The organism is Bordetella ansorpii (genome assembly GCF_900078315.1).
In the GTDB taxonomy this organism is placed as follows: domain Bacteria; phylum Pseudomonadota; class Gammaproteobacteria; order Burkholderiales; family Burkholderiaceae_B; genus Bordetella; species Bordetella ansorpii.
In genome coordinates this window covers 210,070-227,433 of the sequence record NZ_FKBS01000012.1, presented here as the reverse complement: position 1 = coordinate 227,433, position 17,364 = coordinate 210,070, and the positions used below count along the sequence as shown (strand labels likewise).

Sequence of the window (17,364 nt, the reverse complement as noted above, 5' to 3'; positions counted from 1 at the left end):
GGGCGCGGTGAGGCCATGCTGGCGGGCCGGATGGCCTCCCGGCAAGCCCGGTGTCTGGCGGCAGGCTGTCCTGGCAAGGTCTCAGGCCCGCTTGCCGTGGCACACCACCTCGGCTTAGTACCCATCCGGATTGCGCACGAAACAGCCGCAGCTAGATCGCGGGCCGCCAGGCGCGCATGAACGCGTCCACGCTGTCCTGCACATGCCGCGCCATGTCGGCCTGCAGCACTTCGGCGGCCGCGCTGTCGAACAGCATGGTCATCACCATGTCGCCGCGCATCATGGCCAGCAGCATGCGGCTGGCCGCCTGCGGATCGGGGCAAGACAGTTCGCCCGCCTTGACGCCGTCGGCCACGATGCCCGCCACCATGTCGCGCAACGGCGCGCGCATGTCGCGCTCGATCGCGCGGCCGATCTCGGGAAAGCGCAGGGTCGCGGCGATGACGGTGCGAAAGAAGGCGATATGCTCCGAGGTCGTGTAGCCGCAGATGGCGGTGCGACCGAACTGCAGCAGTTTCTGCCGGCAGGACATGGCAGGATCGCGGCCGATGTCGGCCAGCACCTGATGCAGCCGTTGCTTTTCATCCAGGATCACCGCCAGAAACACCTGTTCCTTGGCAGGATAGTAGGCGTACAGCGTGGCCTTGGACACGTCGGCGTGGGTCGCAATCATGTTCATTGTCGTGGCCTCGAAGCCCTGCGCCAGGAACAGTCCGCGGGCGGCGGCGATCACCTGTCCCTGCTTGCGGCCCGCCATGGCGGTGCCCGGCGGCGCGGCATCCGGCGGCAGGTTCGCGTCCGTCATGGCCGCGCTCCGGCGGGTGGCGCGGCCGTCTGCCGCAGATCCGCCTGCCGCGCCTGCGTGCGCGGGGTTTCGGGTTGTGGCGCACCCTGCCCCGCATTGCCCACGGTGCCTACCGGGGGCAGCGCGGCCTGGGCCGAGGCATCGTCCTGCCAGCCGCCGCCCAGCGCCTTGTAGACCGCCACCAGATCCGTGGTGACCTGCAGGTTGGACCGCACCCAGGACTGCCGCGCCTGCTGCGCGCGCGTCTCGGCGGACAGCACGTCCAGGAAACTGCCCAGTCCGCCGCGATAGGCATCCAGGGCCAGCCCGTGCGCGCGCTCGGCCTCGCTCACGGCGCGCTGCAGGGCCTCGCGTTGCGCCTGGTCGCGGCGATAGGCCACCAACGCGTTTTCCACATCACGCAACGCGTCCAACACGGTCTGCCGATAATTCAGCGCGGCTTCCGCCTGCTGCGCGCGCGCCAGGCGCACGTTGGCGACCAGCCGGCCGCCCTGGAATAGCGGCAGCGACACGCTCGGCCCGACCGACCAGAAGCGGCTGGCCCAACGGCCCAGATAATCCGCATCGGTCGCCCGGCTGCCGAACTGGCCCGACAGCGAGATGTCGGGGAACATCTGCGCCATGGATGCGCCGATCTGCGCGGTGGCCGCATGCAAGGTCGCTTCGGCCTGGCGCACGTCGGGACGGCGTCGCGCCAGTGACGCCGGCAACCCCACCGGTACCTCGGGAGGCACGGCGGGCACCGCCGCGGGCGCGGCCAGCTCCTGGTCCAGCGCGCCGGGCGGCAGGCCCAGCAGCACCGCCAGGCCGTTGCGGGCCTGCTGGGCCTGCACCTCGGTGACCGGCAGTTGCGATTCCAGCTGCGCGACCTGCCCCGCCTGGTTGGCCACGTCCATCTCGCTGGTCAGGCCGGACTGCTGGCGGCTGCGCGTCAGGTCCAGGGTCTGGCGTGCGCTGTCCAATTGGGCGTCCAGCACCTGGCGCTGCGCCTGCGCGCCGCGCAGTTGCGCATAGGTCTGCGCCACCTCGGCCTGCAGGCTGACCAGGGCATCGTTGCGGCTTTCGATGGCCTGCTGGGTCTGCGCCTCGCTGGCCTCGGCGGCACGGCGCACGCGGCCGAACAGATCCAGCTCCCAGGACGCGTCGAAACCCACCTGGAACAGGCCCACCGGCCGGTTCAGCGAATCCAGCGCGCCATCCACCTTGTCGGCATTCTCATCGCCCACGGCCTGCTTGATCTTGCCGCTGCCATCCTGCGATTCGAGCAGGCCCTTCAGGCCCAGCAACTGCCGGTTGTAGCTGGCCGTGGCGCTGATGCTGGGCAAGCCGGCGGCCGAGGTGATCTGCGTCTGTGCCCGGCCCTGGGCGATGCGCAGCACCGCCATGCGCAGCGTCAGATTGCTGGCCACGGCGCGCTCGATCAGGCTGTCGAGCACCGGATCATTGAAGGCCCGCCACCAGTGCGGATCGGGTTCGGATTGCATGGTGACACGCGACGCGGCGGCGCTGCCGTCGACCGCTGATCGCCTTGCATCGTTGTACTGTTCGGGGGCCTGCGGGTCGGGCGCCTGGAAATCGGGGCCGACCGTGCAAGCGGCCAGCGACACGGCCAGGCCGGTGATGGCCAGGCCGACGGCGGCCCCGCGAAACGGAATCGAGCTGGATAGGATCATGGTCGTGGTCGCTCAATGTCCGGGCGCGCCGCCCGAACTCTTCACCTTGGAAAACAGCAGCGTCAGCGGCACGAAACAGAACGCCAGGATCGCGCAATACGCGAAGATGTCCTGGTAGGCCTGGAACGTGGCCTGGTTGATCAGCGTGCGGTAGAGCTGCGCGGCCGCCGCCTGCGTCGCGTCGCCCGTCACATGGGCATAGTCCTGGATAGACCGTGCCATGCGTTGCAAGGTCTCCTGGAACGATGGGTCATACGGCGACAGGTGCTCGGACAGATAGGCCTGGCGCACCTGCGACCGATCGCGCAGCAAGGCGGACGACATGGCGATGCCCACCGAGCCCGCGATGTTGCGGAACATGGTGAACAAGGCCGTGCCATCGCCGTTCAGGTGCTTGGGCAAGGTGACGTAGGCCAGCGTGGTCACCGGCACGAACAGCAAGGCAATGCCCAGCGACTGCGTGGCGCGCATGGTCGCCAGCGTGCGGTAATCGATGTTCGGCGCGATGCCGTGCGAATACACCATCGACAGCCCCAGCAACAGAAAGCCGAACGCCACCAGAAAGCGGGTCTGCACGTGCGGCATGATCTTGCTGATGACGGGAATGACGAAGATGATGATGGCCGCGCCCGGCGTCAGCACCAGCCCGGCCCACATGGCCGTGTAGCCTAACTGCTGCTGGGCCAGTTGCGGAATCAGCACCGCACTGCCGTACAGCACCGTGGCAAAGCCGAAGATGCAGGCGCAGGCCAGCGCGAAGTTCTTGTCCCGGAGCGCCCGCAGGTCGACCACCGGCCGCTTCGCGTACAGCAGCCAGTACACCGCGCCCACCAGGCCGACCGCCGCCATCACCGCCGAGACGCGGATCACGTTGGACGACAGCCAGTCCAGGTTCTCGCCACGATCCAGCGTCACCTCCAGGCAGCCCAGCCCCAGCGCGATCAGGCCGATGCCGATGTAGTCGATGCGCAGCGAGCCGCGCTCGGCCCGCTTCTCCCAGGGGGGATCTTCCAGGAACTGCATCACCGCCAGCGTGGTGAGCACGCCCACCGGCACGTTGATCAGGAACACCCAGCGCCAGGAGAACGTATCGGTGATCCAGCCGCCCAGCGTCGGCCCGAAGATGGGAGCCACGATGATGGCGATCGCCGACACCGAGAAGGCCTTGCCGCGGTCCTCGGGCGGAAAGTAGTCGAGCAGAATCGCCTGTTGGTTGGGCTGCAGCCCACCGCCGAAGAAGCCCTGCAGCAGCCGGAACAGAATCAGCTGCCACAATTCGGTAGCGATACCGCACAGCAGCGAGCACACCGTGAACATCACGATGCACAACAGGAAATAGCGCTTGCGGCCCATCAGGCGGCCCAGAAAGGCCGAGATAGGCAGCACGATGCTGTTGGCGACCAGATACGAGGTCAGGGCCCAGGTCGACTCGTCGTAGCTGGCCGACATGGTGCCGGCGATGTGCGGCAGCGCCACGTTGACAATGGTGGTATCCAGCACCTCCATGAAGGCCGCCAGCGTGACGATGATGGCCACCGCCCAGGGATTGGCGCGCGGCGTCCAGCCGAGCTGGCCATGGACGGCGCCCGCGGCCCGGGTCATGCGCCCTCCTCGGCGCCGCGCGCGGCGATCCACCGCCTCGCGCCATGCGGCGCGCTCCTGCGGGACTGACTGGCGTACGGGTTCATGATCACTGCACCGTCACCGTGGGCACGACCGACAGGCCCAGCGGCAGCGGCTGCTTGGGGTCCCAGCCGCTGTCGATCACGATCTTCACCGGCACACGCTGCACGATCTTCACAAAATTGCCGGTGGCATTCTCGGCGGGAAATGCCGAGAAGCGCGATCCCGTGCCCTGCTGGATGCTCTGCACATGGCCCGATAGCTGCAGATCGGGATAGGCATCGATGGCGATCTCGACCTTATCGCCGGGATTCATGCGCGCCAGCTGCGATTCCTTGAAGTTGGCCTGGATCCAGCGCTGTGGTGTGACCAGCGAGAACAGCGCCGAGCCAGGCTGCACGAGCGTGCCCAGTTGCACGTTGCGGCGCGTCACCCAGCCGTCTTCGGGGGCGCGCAGTTCGGTGCGCGACAGATCCAGCTCGGCCTGCGCGGTCTGCGCGCGCGCCTGGTCCAGTTGCCGGGCGCGCTGCTCGACCACCGTGCGTGCCTGGTCGATCTGCAACTGCGACTGCGAGGCGATGCGTACCTGCGCCTGGGCCGACTGCACCGCCGCCTGCGCATCGCGCAGTTGCGCGTTGGCGGCGTCGATGCTTTCCTGCGTGGTGGCGCGCGCATCGACGCGGCGCTGGCGCTGGTACGATTGCTGCGCGCGCCTGAGCGCCGCCTGCGCCTGCGCCTCTTGCGCGCGGGCCTGTTCCAACTGCGCGGGATACTGGGTCTGCGCCAGCGCCAGTTGCACCTTGGCCTGCTCGTACTGCGCGGCGGCCAGGCCTTGCTGGGCACGCGCGCTGTCGCGCCGGGTGCCGTAGTCGCGCGGGTCGATGCGCACCAGCAGATCGCCCTTGTGCACGTAGGCATTGTCCTGCACCCGCAGTTCCTGCACGTAGCCGCCGACCTGGGCCGCCATGCTGACGGTATCGCCTTCGGTGAAGGCGTCGTCGGTCGACTCCTGGTTGCGGGTCAGGAACCACCACACCAGCGCGACCAATGCAATCACCAGCACCACGGCGATCAGGATGAACAGCGGTTTCCTGCCAGGCCGCTTGGGCGGCCCGGCCGGAGCACCGTCGCCCTGCTGGGCGTCCCCGTGCGCCGCCGGGCCGGACTCGCGAGTCGGGTCGGACGCGGGCTTGGACGGCCCCTGCCCGCTCGTGGCTTGCCCCGATGACATGGGGCGGGATTCGGATGCAGGGCCTGCGCTTTCCGTGGGCATTGCGGCTCACCAAAATTGAACTGAGACGTTCAGTCTAGTTTTGATGCGCTTACAAGAACCCTAAGCACGCACGGCGGCGGCCACGACGCGCCCGCTCAGGCGAGACTGCGAAAAACCGGGGAAGCAAGACGACCGGCGCGGCCCCATCAAGGGAAACCGGCCGGAGGGTATGGCGTATCTCAGGTGACGGCGCCGGACAGCGGCTGGGCGATCTCGACGCAGTTGCGCCCCTTGCGCTTGGCGGCGTAAAGCGCTTCATCGGCCAGGCCGTAGGCGGCATCGAAATCGGTTCCGCCCGCGTTGGCGCTCAGGCCGAAGCTGGCGGTGATCTGGCGATCGACCGGGGGCTCGAAGCGATGTTCGGCGATGGCGGCGCGCATGGCCTCGGCCAGTTCGACCGCCTGCTGCAACTGATAGCCCGGCAGCACCACCGTGAACTCTTCGCCGCCGACGCGGCCGATGATGCCCTCGTCGCCGACGATGCGGCGCAGGCACGTGACGATACCGAGGATGACCGAGTCACCCGCGGGATGGCCGAACTCGTCGTTGATGCGCTTGAAGTAGTCGATGTCCAGCACGACCATGACCGAGTCACCCTCGGCCAGGGCCTTGGTGGCCAGTTCGATGACCGCGCTGCGGTTGAACACGCCCGTCAGGGCATCGTGCGTGGCGCGATACTCGAGCTGCTGGGCCAGGGTCTGCAACTGGATGTTCAGCGCGTTCATCTCGCGTTCGGCACGGTCGCTGCGGCCGATGAGCCGCCGGGTTTCGCGCATCAGGCGTTCGAAGTGCCCGATCAACTCGCCCAGCGACTGCCGGTACTCCTGCCCGCTGGCATCTTGATTGTCGAAAGCCGAGCGGGCTTTGTCGAGCGCGTCGTTTTCGCTCTTGAAGAGATCCGGTGCGCCGCTCGTAGCGGCATCCTGGGAAGAACCAGAAGCTGGCATCGATATCCTTATCGTGCGGAAACCGGGCAGTCGGTGAACTCGATGGCCTGGAAGTCGGCCTGCAACTCTTCGCCGAACTCGAGGATGGTCTCGTCCTCGTCGTCGCGGTACCAGTTGAGCTTCACGCGGTTGCCGGATTGCGCGGCTTCGTCCAGCGCGTCGAAGATGCTGAACAGCATCTTGGTGCTGGAACTGTTGAAATAGGCCAGCGCCACGTCGGCGGTGATCGTCGCGCCATCGCAGCCGGCCAGGTAGGCGCGCAGTTGCTCGATGATGGGCGTGTAGAAGGCGGCGGCGTTCTCGGGATACGACTCGCCCTTCAGCGACAGCTGGTGTTGGTCGAAGCGGAAATCGACTTCGGGAGACGTTGCCGTAGCGGCGATATACAGATTGTCCATGGCTCGGGTCGTCGACTTGCTTAGATGATGGCTTTCAGGCAGAACAGCGTCGTGCCGGAATCGTCGGCACGCGGATGGAAGGCGAATTCGAGGGGTGCGCTGGCGTCACGCGCCATCGTCAGGAACCCCAGTCCCGCCCCTTTGCTGTCTTCGGGGGTCTCGGCACGCAATGATACCTTGTATGCCTGCTTGATCTGCTCCAGCGACATGGTGCGCAGCGGCTCGAGCTTGTCGCGCAGCCCCGCGACACCCGCGGTGGAGATCGGATTGACGCACAGCATCAGGTACCGCTCGCCGTCGGCGGTGATGCACACCGCGCCCTCGCGCAGCGCACCGCTGTCGGGGCCGCCGGGCAGCAGCGCATCGGACGAGTAATGGATGATGTTCTGCGACAGTTCGACGAACGACGAGAACAGCTTGCGCCGGGTCGGGCCGCTGACGCCCGACACTTCGAGCTGCAGCTTCACCACCTCGGACATCGCCGCGATGATGCTGTGTGAAAAATAGCCCTTGTGATAGAAAATCACATTGCGACGCTGGGCCAGCTCGAAGAATGCACTGTCCTGGCCTAGCAGATGATCGATGGTCATCAATGTTCCTGAATGCGGGCACAAAATAGGGTGACGTCGTCGCGACGGGTCTGCACGCCCTGCCACTGCGCGAGGGCCTGCTTCAGCTTCTCGCCGATGGCGATGGCGGATTCGTCACGGTGGGCAAGGATCGCCTCGCAGGCGCGCCGCTTGCCGAAAGCAATCTTGCGAGGGCCGCCGATCTGGTCGGTCAGGCCATCGGTGGTAATGAACATCAGGCTGCCCGGAGGCAGCTCGACGCGGGTCTCGTTCCAGACGTAGTCTTCGTGGCTGTCCACGTAGCCCACGCCCATGCGCTGGCCCGCCAGCGACTCGAATTTCTCGGCGCCGGGACGCAGGATGTGCACGGCGATACGGGCGCCCGCGAAGCGCAGTTCGTGGCGCGAAGTGTCGAACCAGAAGAAGGCCGCATCCAGGCCGTCGTCGGATTCCGGCGTTTCGTCCTCGCCGTGGACCTGACCCAGCAGGCCCTTGACGCTGCGGTTGACCGCGGACAGCAAGGCGGCGGGCTCGCGCGGCCCCAGTTGCTCGAGCGCCTTGGACAGCGCCGACGAGGCGATCAGCGTCATGAAGGCGCCCGGCACGCCGTGGCCGGTGCAATCGGCCACCGCCCCGAACCAGCCGTCTTGATGCGCCGCGAAATGGTAGAAATCGCCGCCGACCACGTCGCGCGGCTCCCAGAGCAGGGTGGCGTCGTGCAGCGTGCCGGCCAGCGCCTCGCGCGAGACGCGCAGCATGGCGCGCTGGATCACGCTGGCGTACTCGATGCTCTGCATGATCTGGCGGTTCTTTTCCGCCTGCATCGAGGCCACCGCGCTCATCAGTTGCAGGCCGAGGCCCAGGCCATCGAAGCGGCCGTCGCGCGTGATGATGAAACCGTCCGCCAACGCCTTCTCACCGAACTCGACCGTCTTGAAGGTGAGTTGCTCGATGCTCATGTTGGCGTCGACGATGAGGGGTTCCTTGTCCATGAAGGCGATGCAGCTCTTCTTGTCGTAGAGCTCGCGATGGAACGGCTTGCTCATCTGCGACATGAAGATGCTGCGATTGATCAGCCCGATGGGCCGCTCGCCTTCGACCACGGCGAGACTGGTCATGTCGCGGCGAGACGAGAAGATCTCCATGACCATGGAGTTGGTGCCCGACACGTCGATGGTGGGCATTTCCTGGGACAGATCGCCTGCGCAGCGATGGTCTCCCGGCGTGTCGGGACGACGGAAAGGTGAAAGCGCTGCGTGCATACCCTGATCATCCGGCTGAATTACGCTGGATGCTAAGTCCTCGATATTTAGGCCATGTGACAGGCGATGGGTTTTGGCTACTGAATGATACATCTACGCAGGTGCCGGATACATGATTTAGCACCTAAATCTTGAGATTTAGGACAAAATCACCCCAATTTGTTCGAAAGTGGCGAGATCGATAGCGATCGGGACCGCAGGCGGGTCTCTTATCGTCCGTGTTGCCGCTTCCGCCCGTGCGCCTGGCGCCCCGCTGTGCCTGGCCGCAAAAACCCGTACCTGCCCGGCCGGAATTATACCGGCCAGGCTCTGGGCTGCCACCTGTCCGCAAGTCCAATATCGAGAATTTCGCGATTATTCCCGTATCGATGGCTGGGACGGCGGCGGACCTGCAAATGTAACGAGGGCGGGCGCACACGCCAGCCCCGCCCTCTCCTCCAGCAGAAAGCGAGACGGCGCCAGCCGCCGCCCCGCCCCGCCCCGCCCCGCCGTCAGCGCGGCGCCACAGCGCCGCCGCCCGCCGGACGCAACAGCAACGTATCGCCGGTCTCGCTCTCGACCTTGGCCCGGCTGAACGCCATCGGGAAGTATTCGCCCGTCGCCCAGCCCTTGAGCAGGTCCTTGTAGTGCGGGCTGCGCGGGTCGGCGGACTGGCCGGGCACGTTCTGCATCATCGAGTTGTCCCAGTTGGCCACGTCGATCACCTGGCGGTACGACGAGCCGCTGATCTGCCGGAAGTCGGACTTGCGGAAGGTGCCGCGGTGCACGGTGTCGTTGTCGCCGCCCACCGGATAGCGCGGCGTGCTGAACGCCTGGGCGGTCTGCGGATCGAGCAGCGGCGACAGCGAATGCTCGAACTGGATGTGATGCAGGTTGCCCCACTCCCACTGCGCCTGGTCGTTGCCGACCTTGGCGCGCAGCTTGGCCATGCCATCTGCCAGGGCGGCCAGCAGCAACGCATCACGGCCCTCCTGCGGCCGGGCGCCGAACGCGGGATCCGGGCTGGCCAGCTTCTCCATCACCTTCACCGTGGCCAGCGGCCCCATGATCTCGCGGCCGTTGGCCGGCACGTACAGCGCGCTGACGCGCGCCACCACCTCGGGCATCCAGAACTCGTACACCGTGGCGGCCTTGGAATCGGCATCCACGCGACCGTCCCAGTCCTTCAGCAGGCCCAGACCGTCGGCCACGCGCGGATCGGCGACGTTCAGGCCGCGTGCGTACTCCGCCATCTTGCGCGCCGGCAGCGACAGGTTGTCGTACTGCAGTTGTTGCGAGCTCTGCACCGTCGCGCCCTGCGCGCCGCTGAGCACCTCGCGGATGCGCAGCACGCGATACGGATCGGCCCACGAACGGCCCGACATTTCCTTGTAGGGAAAGTCGTTGGGCAGGTTGTACGCGTTGGCGGTGGCGATGTAGCCCTCGGCCGGATTGTGGATGCTCGGCAAGGCGGTCGGGTTCAGGAAGCCGTTCCACTCGAAGGTGCCGTCGCCCGGCACGGGCAGCATGCCGGACCAGTCCTGGCGCGGACGGATCGGCGCGATGCTGCCGCCGAACCAGCCGATGTTGCCGTCCACGTCGGCATAGACCATGTTCTCGCTGGGCGTGTAGTGGCGCTGCATGCCGGCCACGAACTCGTTCCAGTTCTGCGCCTGGTTCAGGCGCAGGCTGGCCAGATAGGCGGCCGTGCCCGGAAACTCCAGGTACGCGGCGCGCAGCGCATACGCCTTGCGATTGACCGGATCTTCATGGATGACCGGCCCGTGGCGCGTGAACTTGACCTGCGCCTGGACGCCGGCCTGGCCACGCACCGCGATGGACTCGTTCACGCCGCGCATGTCCTCCCAGGCCCCACGGTAGCGGTACTGGTTGGGATTGGCGGGGTTGGTGTCGTAGACATACAGGTCTTCCTCGTCGGCGAAGGCGAAGATCGTCAGGCCGAAGGCGATGCGGTCGTTGTGGCCCATCGACACGCCAGGCAGCGACGGCTCGCCCGCGCCGATGATGTTCCAGCCCGGCGCGTTCAGGTGCACCATGTAGCGCAGCGAGGGCATGGTGATCGAGCGGTGCGGATCGCCCGCCAGGATGGGCTTGCCGGTGGCCGTGCGCTGGCCCGACAGCACCCAGTTGTTGCTTTCGTAGCGCGGCGCGGTCGGATCGAACTGCGGATCCAGCGCCGCCATGCGGGTGGACGACAGCGTTTCCGCAAGCTTGGCGCGCTCGGCCATGCCCAGCGGGCTGTTCGGGAAGTCGGCGGCGGTGAAAGCCTGGCCATCGCGGGCCAGGTTGTAGCTGGCCAGCACGTTCCTGTTGATCGGGCGCACGTCCAGGCCGGCCGGCACCTGCAGCGCAATGGGCGGCTCGAACACCCTGAGCGATTGCACGGCGTTCACGCCCACCGTGGCGACCTGCTGCGCCAGCTTCACCTCGTCCTTGACGTTGCGGGTCAGGCCGAACAGGCGGATCAGCGAGGTGGTCGGGCTCCAGTAGCCGGGCTGCGTGCCCGTCAGGCGGAACTCCTCGGGCATCTGGTCGGGATGCGCGCGCACCCAATCGACGTAGGCATTGATGCCGTCGGCGAACGAGGTCAGGATGGCCTTGCCGCGCGGGTGATAACTGGCGAATTCGGCTTCCAGGTCGCCGCGGTAAAGGAACATGCGCGCGGCGCGGTCCTGTTCGACGAAGCGCGGACCGAACTGCTCGGCCATCTTGCCCTCGCCCTGGCGGCGCCACAGGTCGAGCTGCCACAGGCGGTCGCGCGCGGCGGCGAAGCCCTGGGCGTAGAACAGGTCGTGTTCGTTCTGGGCGTAGATGTGCGACACGCCATGCTTGTCGCGCAGGATCTCCACGGGCTGCGTCAGCCCGGGCATGTCGATGGCGGCCTGCTCGCCGCCGCGGGTGGCGCAGCCCCCCAGGAACGCAACAAGACCCGCCGCCAGGCAGACGCCGGCGTACCGCTTCAGTGCATGCATGCTCTTTCTCCCTCCGAGGTGTCCCGGCGGGCCCGTGCCGCCGGTATGGCGCGGGGCGCGGCATGAAGCTTGTAGGTATGACGTGCCGCGTCCATTTCCGCCACGGATGACACTACGCGTTTTGCCCGCGAGCGGTTGTTTCCCCAGGGGTTACAAATGTGTTGATGCGCGTCGCCGCGGTGCGCAAAGCGGCCGGGGCGGGCGTCATCGCGCGGTTACAAAGCTATTGCCGCGTACACGGATCGAAGCACGTCGCGGGCGTCCGGCTGATCGATACTGGCTTTTTATCCCGCCGCCAGGATGCTCATGAACAAAGCCTCTTTCGTCGCCCTGCCCTGCGCCGCCGCGCTCGCCGTACTGGCCGGCTGCTCGTCGCCAAAGGCGGCCTACGAACAGGAGAACTTCGCGCAGAGCACCACCAACACGTTCTCGCGCAAGTACGAAGCGCCGCCCGGACGCGCCTGCGATGCCGGCCGCCGCGCCCTGCTGAGCCAGGGCTACAACATCGACAAGGCGCAGACCGATACGGTGGCCGGCCACAAGAACTTCCAGGACGAGGACAAGGCCAATACCCAGATCACCGTCACCATCAACTGCACCGCCGAGGGCGGCGACGGCAAGCACTCGCTGGTGTTCGCCAACGCGGTGCAGGACGACTTCTCGATGAAGAAGAGCGCCAGTTCGGCCAGCGTGGGCGTCAGCGTGCTGGGGGCCGTGTCGTTGCCCGTCGGCTCCAGCGACGACTCGCTGGTCAAGACCAGCAGCCTGACGGTGACGCGCGAAGCCTTCTACGGCGGCTTCTTCGATCTGCTGCAACACTACCTGCCGCAGGCGCAGGAGGTCCCCGCGGCGCAGGCCACCACACAGCAGCAACCCGCCGCGAATCCGGCGCAGGGCGCGCAGGCGGGCGATGCGGCGGGCTCGACCTCGCTTTCTCCCGCAAATACGGGAGTCACGCCACCGGCCAGGCCGTCGGGCGCCAACTGAACGGAAACTGACGCAAACACCCCGTCAATGTGTTCGGATGTAGAGGTGTGTTTCGAGGCCGTGCAATCGGCCCGGCGTGCTTTTTCCGCTGCTACCATGCGACGCGTACTCGCACTGGCAACAGACCGAGACGGCATCGAGCCGTAGCCCGTGGGGATGTTCGCCATCGCGCCCTTCCTCCCTCAAACATTGAGTCGACATGGCTGGCAGAAGACCTTCATTCAATAGTGCGTGGAATGCCTTCACGGAAGTGAACATGTCCGTGAGACAGGTAGGACAGAAGATCGGCGGGCAGGTCAAGGTGAACACCGAGATGACCACGGGCGGCTTCGAGAATGCCTGCCCCATCCGCATGAGCTACGTGCTGAACGTCACCGGATTCCCCATCCCCCGCAACCGTTCCTATGCCACGGTCAGCGGCGCGGATCATCGCCAGTACATGTACCGCGTCAACGACATGATGTCGTACCTGGAACGCACGTTCGGCAAGCCCGACCTGACCGTCAAGTCGCCCCGCCCGTCGGATTTCTCGGGCATGAAGGGCATTGTCGTGGTGCGCGGGCACGGCTGGAACAACGCGCGCGGCCACGTCACGCTGTGGAACGGCACCTCGTGCTCGGACACCTGCCATTTCCTGTACGACCCGGAAAACGGCACGTTCACGCCCGACACCGCCGCCATCTGGAAATTGCAATGAAGACCTTTCTTCCGGGCAGGACCGCCCTGCTGAAGGCCGCGCTGTCGGTGGCCGGCGCAGGCGCGATGCTGGCGATGGTGCCCGTCCACGCAGCGGATACGCCGAAGGCCGACCAACCGCTGATCGACACGTACTCGCAGAAGACGCTGCTGAAGAATTGGGCGCTGAGCGTGTGCCTGGCCACGGTGGCCAAGCATCCCGAGGAGCGCGACGACGCGAACAAGACCGCCAGCGCCTACCTGGAATTCGGCCATCAGACGGTCGAGGACTACGACAAGTTGCGGACCCTGGCCCAGTCGTTTGCCGGACGCAAGTACGGTGGGTCGGTGGACAGCGAGTTCAACACGATGAAGTGCATCGACCTGTTCCACAGCAAGGAACTGGACAGATTGGCGGGGTCGTTGGCCAAGCGGAAATAAGCGCTTGGTGGGACGGTTGTTGGTTCTTAAGACGCCCTCTGTGAGGGTTGGGGCCCGCGCCGGCCAAGTCGTTCGGCTCGGGCGCGCCATCAGGCGCCCTCGGCCCCGCTACGCGGGGCTTCCCTCTCTCCAATTGGCCGTCACGGGCCCCAACCCTCACAGAGGACTCGCACCCGTGATCCACGTCGGTCGTCAACCCACACGCTGATGGGTAAGAACCGTTTGCAGGACCGGATGGCGACACCGCATCGTTCCCGTCGGCATGCGCCGCATATTGCACTGACATCTCGGCCCCGCGCAGGACGATGACATTGAACTGGCTTGCCATCCCCCGACCCCCTCACATCAGGCAAGCATGGGTGATGGGTTTAATGTCGGAATGACTCTGATGTAGCCGGAGCGGGTCAGCCAGGGGCGTGCCGGCCAATTGGAGTGAGGGCAGCCCCGCGCAGCGGGGCCGAGGGCGCCTCGTGGCGCGCCCGAGCCGAGCGACTTGGCCGGCACGCCCCTGGCTGACCCGCTCCGGCGGCCGCAAGAACACCCCCCCTCAAACGAAGCACACACGCTCGCCGCCACGCGACCCCGGCACGATGATTGCTGGCATGCCGACTACGTCACACCGGCCTTCCCGGCCAAAACGTCTGGAGGCGTCCCCCCATGCAGCCCACCCGCCCTATTCCCCATTGCGCCCACACGCCATGACCGCCGCCGCCATCCGTATCGGCATTTCCGGCTGGCGTTACCCGCCATGGCGGGGCGTGTTCTATCCCGATGACCTGCCGCAAGCCGACGAACTGGCCTATGCCTCCCACCAGGTGCCGACCATCGAGATCAATGGCACCTTCTATTCCCTGCAACGGCCCGAGCGCTTCGCGCAATGGCGTGACGCCACGCCGCGCGGCTTCGTGTTCAGCGTGAAAGGCAGCCGGTACATCACGCACGTCAAGCGGCTGCGCGACCCCGAGGAAGCCTTGGCGCGCTTCTTCGCCAGCGGCGTGTTCGAGCTGGGCGACAAGCTGGGGCCGTTCCTGTGGCAACTGCCGCCGTCGCTGCGATTCGATGCGGGCATCACCGAGGCCTTCCTGAAGGCGCTGCCGCGCGATACCGCGGCCGCCGAGCGCCTGGCGCATCGTTTCGACGCGCGCGTGGCCGGACGTCCCATGCCGCCGCCAGGCAAGCGCCGCAGGTTGCGACATGCCATGGAGGTGCGGCACGACAGCTTCGCCTGTCAGGCGTTCGTGCAGATGCTGCGCCATCACGGCGTGGCGCTGGTGACGGCAGATACGGCGGGCAAATGGCCGCTGATGGAGGACGTGACGGCGGATTTTGCGTATCTGCGCCTGCATGGCGATGAAACGCTGTACGCCAGCGGCTATACGCCGGATGCCCTGGGCGACTGGAAGCGGCGCATCCAGGCCTGGGCGGACGGGCGCGAACCGCGTGGGGCACGCCGGGTCGCGGGGCCCGGCAGAACGAGGACCGGGCCTCGCGACATCTACTGCTATTTCGACAACGACGTGAAGGTCAAGGCGCCGGGCGATGCGCGAGCGTTGGCTCGCCTGCTGCGGCTGCCCCTTGCGCCGGATCCGCCGGCTTGAGCCCCAGCGGGTCGAGCGCACGCGTGCCACCGGGCGGCACACGGCGTGGAATGGTGAAATAGAACTCGGTGCCCTGCGGCGCGGCGGAGTGCGCGCCCACCTGACCGCCGTGGGCCTCGACAAAACTCTTGACGATATACAGCCCCAGGCCCAAGCCCGGGCCACGCTCGGGACTGCGGTGTTCCATCACGCCTGAACGGAACGGCTCGAACACGCCATGCAACTGGTGCGGCGGAATCACGCCGCGGTTGCTGACGCGCACCGTGATGCGTTCGGCATGGTTGCCATCGACTTCGAGCCAGATGGGCGAATCGGCTTCGCCGTGCTGCACGGCGTTACCCAGCAGGTTGGACACCACCTGAGCCAGGCGGTCGCCGTCGGCGTCGCCATGCACGTTGCCGCGCACCTCGAACTTCACGCGTTGCGGCGCGGCAGCCGCCAGTTCGTCGACGATGTGGCCGCAGAGTTCGGCATAGTCGGTGGATGCGATCTGCAGCACCAGGCCGTTGGAGCGGATGCGCGCCACGTCCAGCAGCTGGTCGACCATCTTGGACATGCGCGAGGTGCTTTGCTGGATGCGCTGCGCCGCCGACAGCGCCATCGGATTCTCGGAGATCTTGACCAGGATCGCCGCCGCCGTCGTGACCGCCGACAAGGGATTGCGCAGGTCATGGCCCAGTACGGCGGTAAACAGTTCGTTCAGGTGCAGCGCACGGCGCAGCGCCTGCAATTGGCTGTCCAGCGTGACGCGCTGGGTGTAGAGCTCGACGAAGACGTTGACCTTGCTGCACAGTACGCGCGGATCGATCGGCTTGTACAGGAAGTCGACCGCGCCGGCTTCGTAGCCGCGAAAATAGTGATCGCGTTCCAGCGCGGCCGCGGTCAGGAAAATCAGCGGAATATGACGGGTGCGCTCGCTGCCGCGGATCAGCTCGGCCAGCTCGAAGCCGTCCATCTGCGGCATCTGCACGTCGACCAGCGCCAGCGCGACCTCTTCGGCCAGCAGGATTTCCAGTGCCTCCACGCCTGACGAGGCCTTGCGAACGACGAGACCCGGGCGGGCAAGCACCGCCTCGATCGCAATCAGGTTCTGTTCCACGTCGTCGACGACAAGGATTTTGATGTCGGAGGACACTCCGCTGGCTCCCGTTATTTATGAGGTGAAATAAGGAAACATCCGGACGATACAGATATTGTCGCGATTGCGCCAATCGACCCTTTGCAGGGATCGGGGGCTCGACGCGCCACGCGCCGCCGGTTGTTTTTCCTTCTGCTCGGGCGGGGGGGCATGGTCCCGCCCGGGGGTACGCCCTCAGATACGTTGATACACCTTCTCGTCGGCATGGAATTCGACGAAACGGTCGGCATGCGCGGTGAAGCGTATGGTCTCCTTGCTGCCCAACCCGAGGAACCCACGATGCACCAGGGCCTCGACGAACAACCCGATGGCGCGGTCCTGCAGCTCGCGATTGAAATAGATCAGCACGTTGCGGCAGGACACCAGATGGACCTCCGAGAAGACGCTGTCGGTGGCCAGGCTGTGATCGGCGAACACGATCTGCTTGCGCAGCGCCGGGTCGAAACGCACGTAGTGCTCGTCGGAGGTGTAGTAGTCGGACAGGTCGTGGCAGCCGCCGGCCAGCACGTAGTTGCGGTTGAACAGCCGGGCCCGGTCGACCGGATAGATGCCCGCCTGCGCGGCCTTCAGGGCGTCGGTGTTGATGTCGGTGGCGTAGATCAGGCTGCGTTCCAGCATGCCCTCTTCGTGCAGCAGAATCGCCAGCGACCAGACTTCTTCGCCGCTGCTGCAGCCCGCCACCCAGATCTTGATGGACGGATAGGTGCGCAGCACCGGCAGCACCTGCGTGCGCAGCACCAGGAAATAGGCCGGGTCGCGGAACATCTCGCTGACCTGCACCGTGAGGTACTGCAGCGACTGCGCGAACACGGCGGGCTCGTGCAGGATGCGGTCCTGCAGCTGCGAGACCGTGGCGCAGCCGAAGTGCTCCATGGCGCTCTGCACACGGCGCAGCATCGATCCCAGCGAATAATCGCGGAAATCATGCTGATAACGCTGGTAGATACCCTCCAGCAGCAGTTTCAGCTCGATCTCGGGCAGCGGTTGCGGCTGGCGCGCCTCC

The 17,364-nt window shown here is 66.4% G+C and carries 15 protein-coding genes; 4 read left to right on the top strand and 11 right to left on the bottom strand.

All coding sequences use genetic code 11. The features are described from left to right. Positions 1-151 precede the first annotated feature (151 nt). From A7W11_RS06025 to A7W11_RS05985, 9 genes are all read right to left on the bottom strand, one after another. The gene (locus tag A7W11_RS06025) at positions 152-805 is read right to left on the bottom strand and encodes a TetR/AcrR family transcriptional regulator (RefSeq protein WP_066410030.1); all 654 of its coding nucleotides are present in this window, start codon (positions 803-805) and stop codon (positions 152-154) included. Next, positions 802-2,478, bottom strand: a complete 1,677-nt coding sequence (locus A7W11_RS06020; protein WP_066410026.1) for an efflux transporter outer membrane subunit — start codon at positions 2,476-2,478, stop codon at positions 802-804. The genes A7W11_RS06025 and A7W11_RS06020 overlap by 4 nt, the downstream gene beginning before the upstream one ends. Positions 2,479-2,490: 12 nt before the next feature. Further along, positions 2,491-4,080 (bottom strand): DHA2 family efflux MFS transporter permease subunit, encoded by a 1,590-nt coding sequence (locus tag A7W11_RS06015; protein ID WP_066410024.1) that lies wholly within the window; start codon positions 4,078-4,080, stop codon positions 2,491-2,493. Between the two features lie 88 nt (positions 4,081-4,168). After that, entirely contained in the window at positions 4,169-5,332 is a 1,164-nt protein-coding gene (locus A7W11_RS06010) for an HlyD family secretion protein (protein ID WP_082887117.1), read from the bottom strand. Positions 5,333-5,553: 221 nt separating this feature from the next. After that, the gene (locus A7W11_RS06005) at positions 5,554-6,321 is read right to left on the bottom strand and encodes a GGDEF domain-containing protein (RefSeq protein WP_066410020.1); all 768 of its coding nucleotides are present in this window, start codon (positions 6,319-6,321) and stop codon (positions 5,554-5,556) included. Positions 6,322-6,329: 8 nt separating this feature from the next. After that, positions 6,330-6,719: a DUF1987 domain-containing protein gene (locus A7W11_RS06000; protein ID WP_066129023.1), complete on the bottom strand. Its 390-nt coding sequence runs from the start codon at positions 6,717-6,719 to the stop codon at positions 6,330-6,332. A gap of 20 nt (positions 6,720-6,739) precedes the next feature. Next, entirely contained in the window at positions 6,740-7,303 is a 564-nt protein-coding gene (locus A7W11_RS05995) for a SiaB family protein kinase (protein ID WP_156523010.1), read from the bottom strand. A gap of 5 nt (positions 7,304-7,308) precedes the next feature. Beyond that, positions 7,309-8,433 carry a SpoIIE family protein phosphatase gene (locus A7W11_RS05990; protein WP_218188575.1) on the bottom strand — a complete coding sequence of 375 codons (1,125 nt, stop codon included), beginning with the start codon at positions 8,431-8,433 and terminating at the stop codon, positions 7,309-7,311. Positions 8,434-9,041: 608 nt separating this feature from the next. Beyond that, positions 9,042-11,522 carry a penicillin acylase family protein gene (locus tag A7W11_RS05985; protein WP_066410016.1) on the bottom strand — a complete coding sequence of 827 codons (2,481 nt, stop codon included), beginning with the start codon at positions 11,520-11,522 and terminating at the stop codon, positions 9,042-9,044. A 306-nt stretch (positions 11,523-11,828) separates the two neighbouring features. On the opposite strand from A7W11_RS05985, the gene A7W11_RS05980 reads away from it, so the two are divergent. From A7W11_RS05980 to A7W11_RS05965, 4 genes are all read left to right on the top strand, one after another. Continuing rightward, positions 11,829-12,509 (top strand): DUF2242 domain-containing protein, encoded by a 681-nt coding sequence (locus A7W11_RS05980; RefSeq protein WP_066410014.1) that lies wholly within the window; start codon positions 11,829-11,831, stop codon positions 12,507-12,509. Positions 12,510-12,765: 256 nt separating this feature from the next. Beyond that, positions 12,766-13,206: a type VI secretion system amidase effector protein Tae4 gene (locus A7W11_RS05975; protein ID WP_235816810.1), complete on the top strand. Its 441-nt coding sequence runs from the start codon at positions 12,766-12,768 to the stop codon at positions 13,204-13,206. Continuing rightward, a complete protein-coding gene (locus tag A7W11_RS05970; RefSeq protein WP_218188574.1) occupies positions 13,203-13,625 on the top strand; it encodes a T6SS amidase immunity protein Tai4 family protein in 423 nt (140 codons plus the stop codon). Before A7W11_RS05975 ends, A7W11_RS05970 begins: the two co-directional genes overlap by 4 nt. Positions 13,626-14,323: 698 nt before the next feature. Further along, a complete protein-coding gene (locus A7W11_RS05965; RefSeq protein ID WP_066410010.1) occupies positions 14,324-15,223 on the top strand; it encodes a DUF72 domain-containing protein in 900 nt (299 codons plus the stop codon). Here the strand turns inward: A7W11_RS05965 and A7W11_RS05960 are convergent. Together A7W11_RS05960 and A7W11_RS05955 are read right to left on the bottom strand one after the other, a co-directional pair. Beyond that, on the bottom strand, positions 15,150-16,358 hold the full coding sequence (locus A7W11_RS05960; RefSeq protein ID WP_066410008.1) for a hybrid sensor histidine kinase/response regulator: 1,209 nt from the start codon (positions 16,356-16,358) through the stop codon (positions 15,150-15,152). The genes A7W11_RS05965 and A7W11_RS05960 overlap by 74 nt on opposite strands. 177 nt (positions 16,359-16,535) lie before the next feature. Then, a complete protein-coding gene (locus A7W11_RS05955) occupies positions 16,536-17,342 on the bottom strand; it encodes a CheR family methyltransferase (protein ID WP_066410006.1) in 807 nt (268 codons plus the stop codon). Positions 17,343-17,364: the final 22 nt, after the last annotated feature.

Excerpts from the sequence above, each read along its gene's own strand:
- A7W11_RS05970 (WP_218188574.1), top strand. The coding sequence starts at position 13,203 with ATGAAGACCTTTCTTCCGGGCAGGACCGCCCTGCTGAAGGCCGCGCTG.
- A7W11_RS06015 (WP_066410024.1), bottom strand. The coding sequence starts at position 4,080 with ATGACCCGGGCCGCGGGCGCCGTCCATGGCCAGCTCGGCTGGACGCCG.
- A7W11_RS06025 (WP_066410030.1), bottom strand. The coding sequence starts at position 805 with ATGACGGACGCGAACCTGCCGCCGGATGCCGCGCCGCCGGGCACCGCC.
- A7W11_RS05965 (WP_066410010.1), top strand. The coding sequence starts at position 14,324 with ATGACCGCCGCCGCCATCCGTATCGGCATTTCCGGCTGGCGTTACCCG.
- A7W11_RS06010 (WP_082887117.1), bottom strand. The coding sequence starts at position 5,332 with ATGTCATCGGGGCAAGCCACGAGCGGGCAGGGGCCGTCCAAGCCCGCG.
- A7W11_RS05975 (WP_235816810.1), top strand. The coding sequence starts at position 12,766 with ATGTCCGTGAGACAGGTAGGACAGAAGATCGGCGGGCAGGTCAAGGTG.
- A7W11_RS06005 (WP_066410020.1), bottom strand. The coding sequence starts at position 6,321 with ATGCCAGCTTCTGGTTCTTCCCAGGATGCCGCTACGAGCGGCGCACCG.
- A7W11_RS06000 (WP_066129023.1), bottom strand. The coding sequence starts at position 6,719 with ATGGACAATCTGTATATCGCCGCTACGGCAACGTCTCCCGAAGTCGAT.
- A7W11_RS05980 (WP_066410014.1), top strand. The coding sequence starts at position 11,829 with ATGAACAAAGCCTCTTTCGTCGCCCTGCCCTGCGCCGCCGCGCTCGCC.
- A7W11_RS05985 (WP_066410016.1), bottom strand. The coding sequence starts at position 11,522 with ATGCATGCACTGAAGCGGTACGCCGGCGTCTGCCTGGCGGCGGGTCTT.
- A7W11_RS06020 (WP_066410026.1), bottom strand. The coding sequence starts at position 2,478 with ATGATCCTATCCAGCTCGATTCCGTTTCGCGGGGCCGCCGTCGGCCTG.
- A7W11_RS05990 (WP_218188575.1), bottom strand. The coding sequence starts at position 8,433 with ATGGAGATCTTCTCGTCTCGCCGCGACATGACCAGTCTCGCCGTGGTC.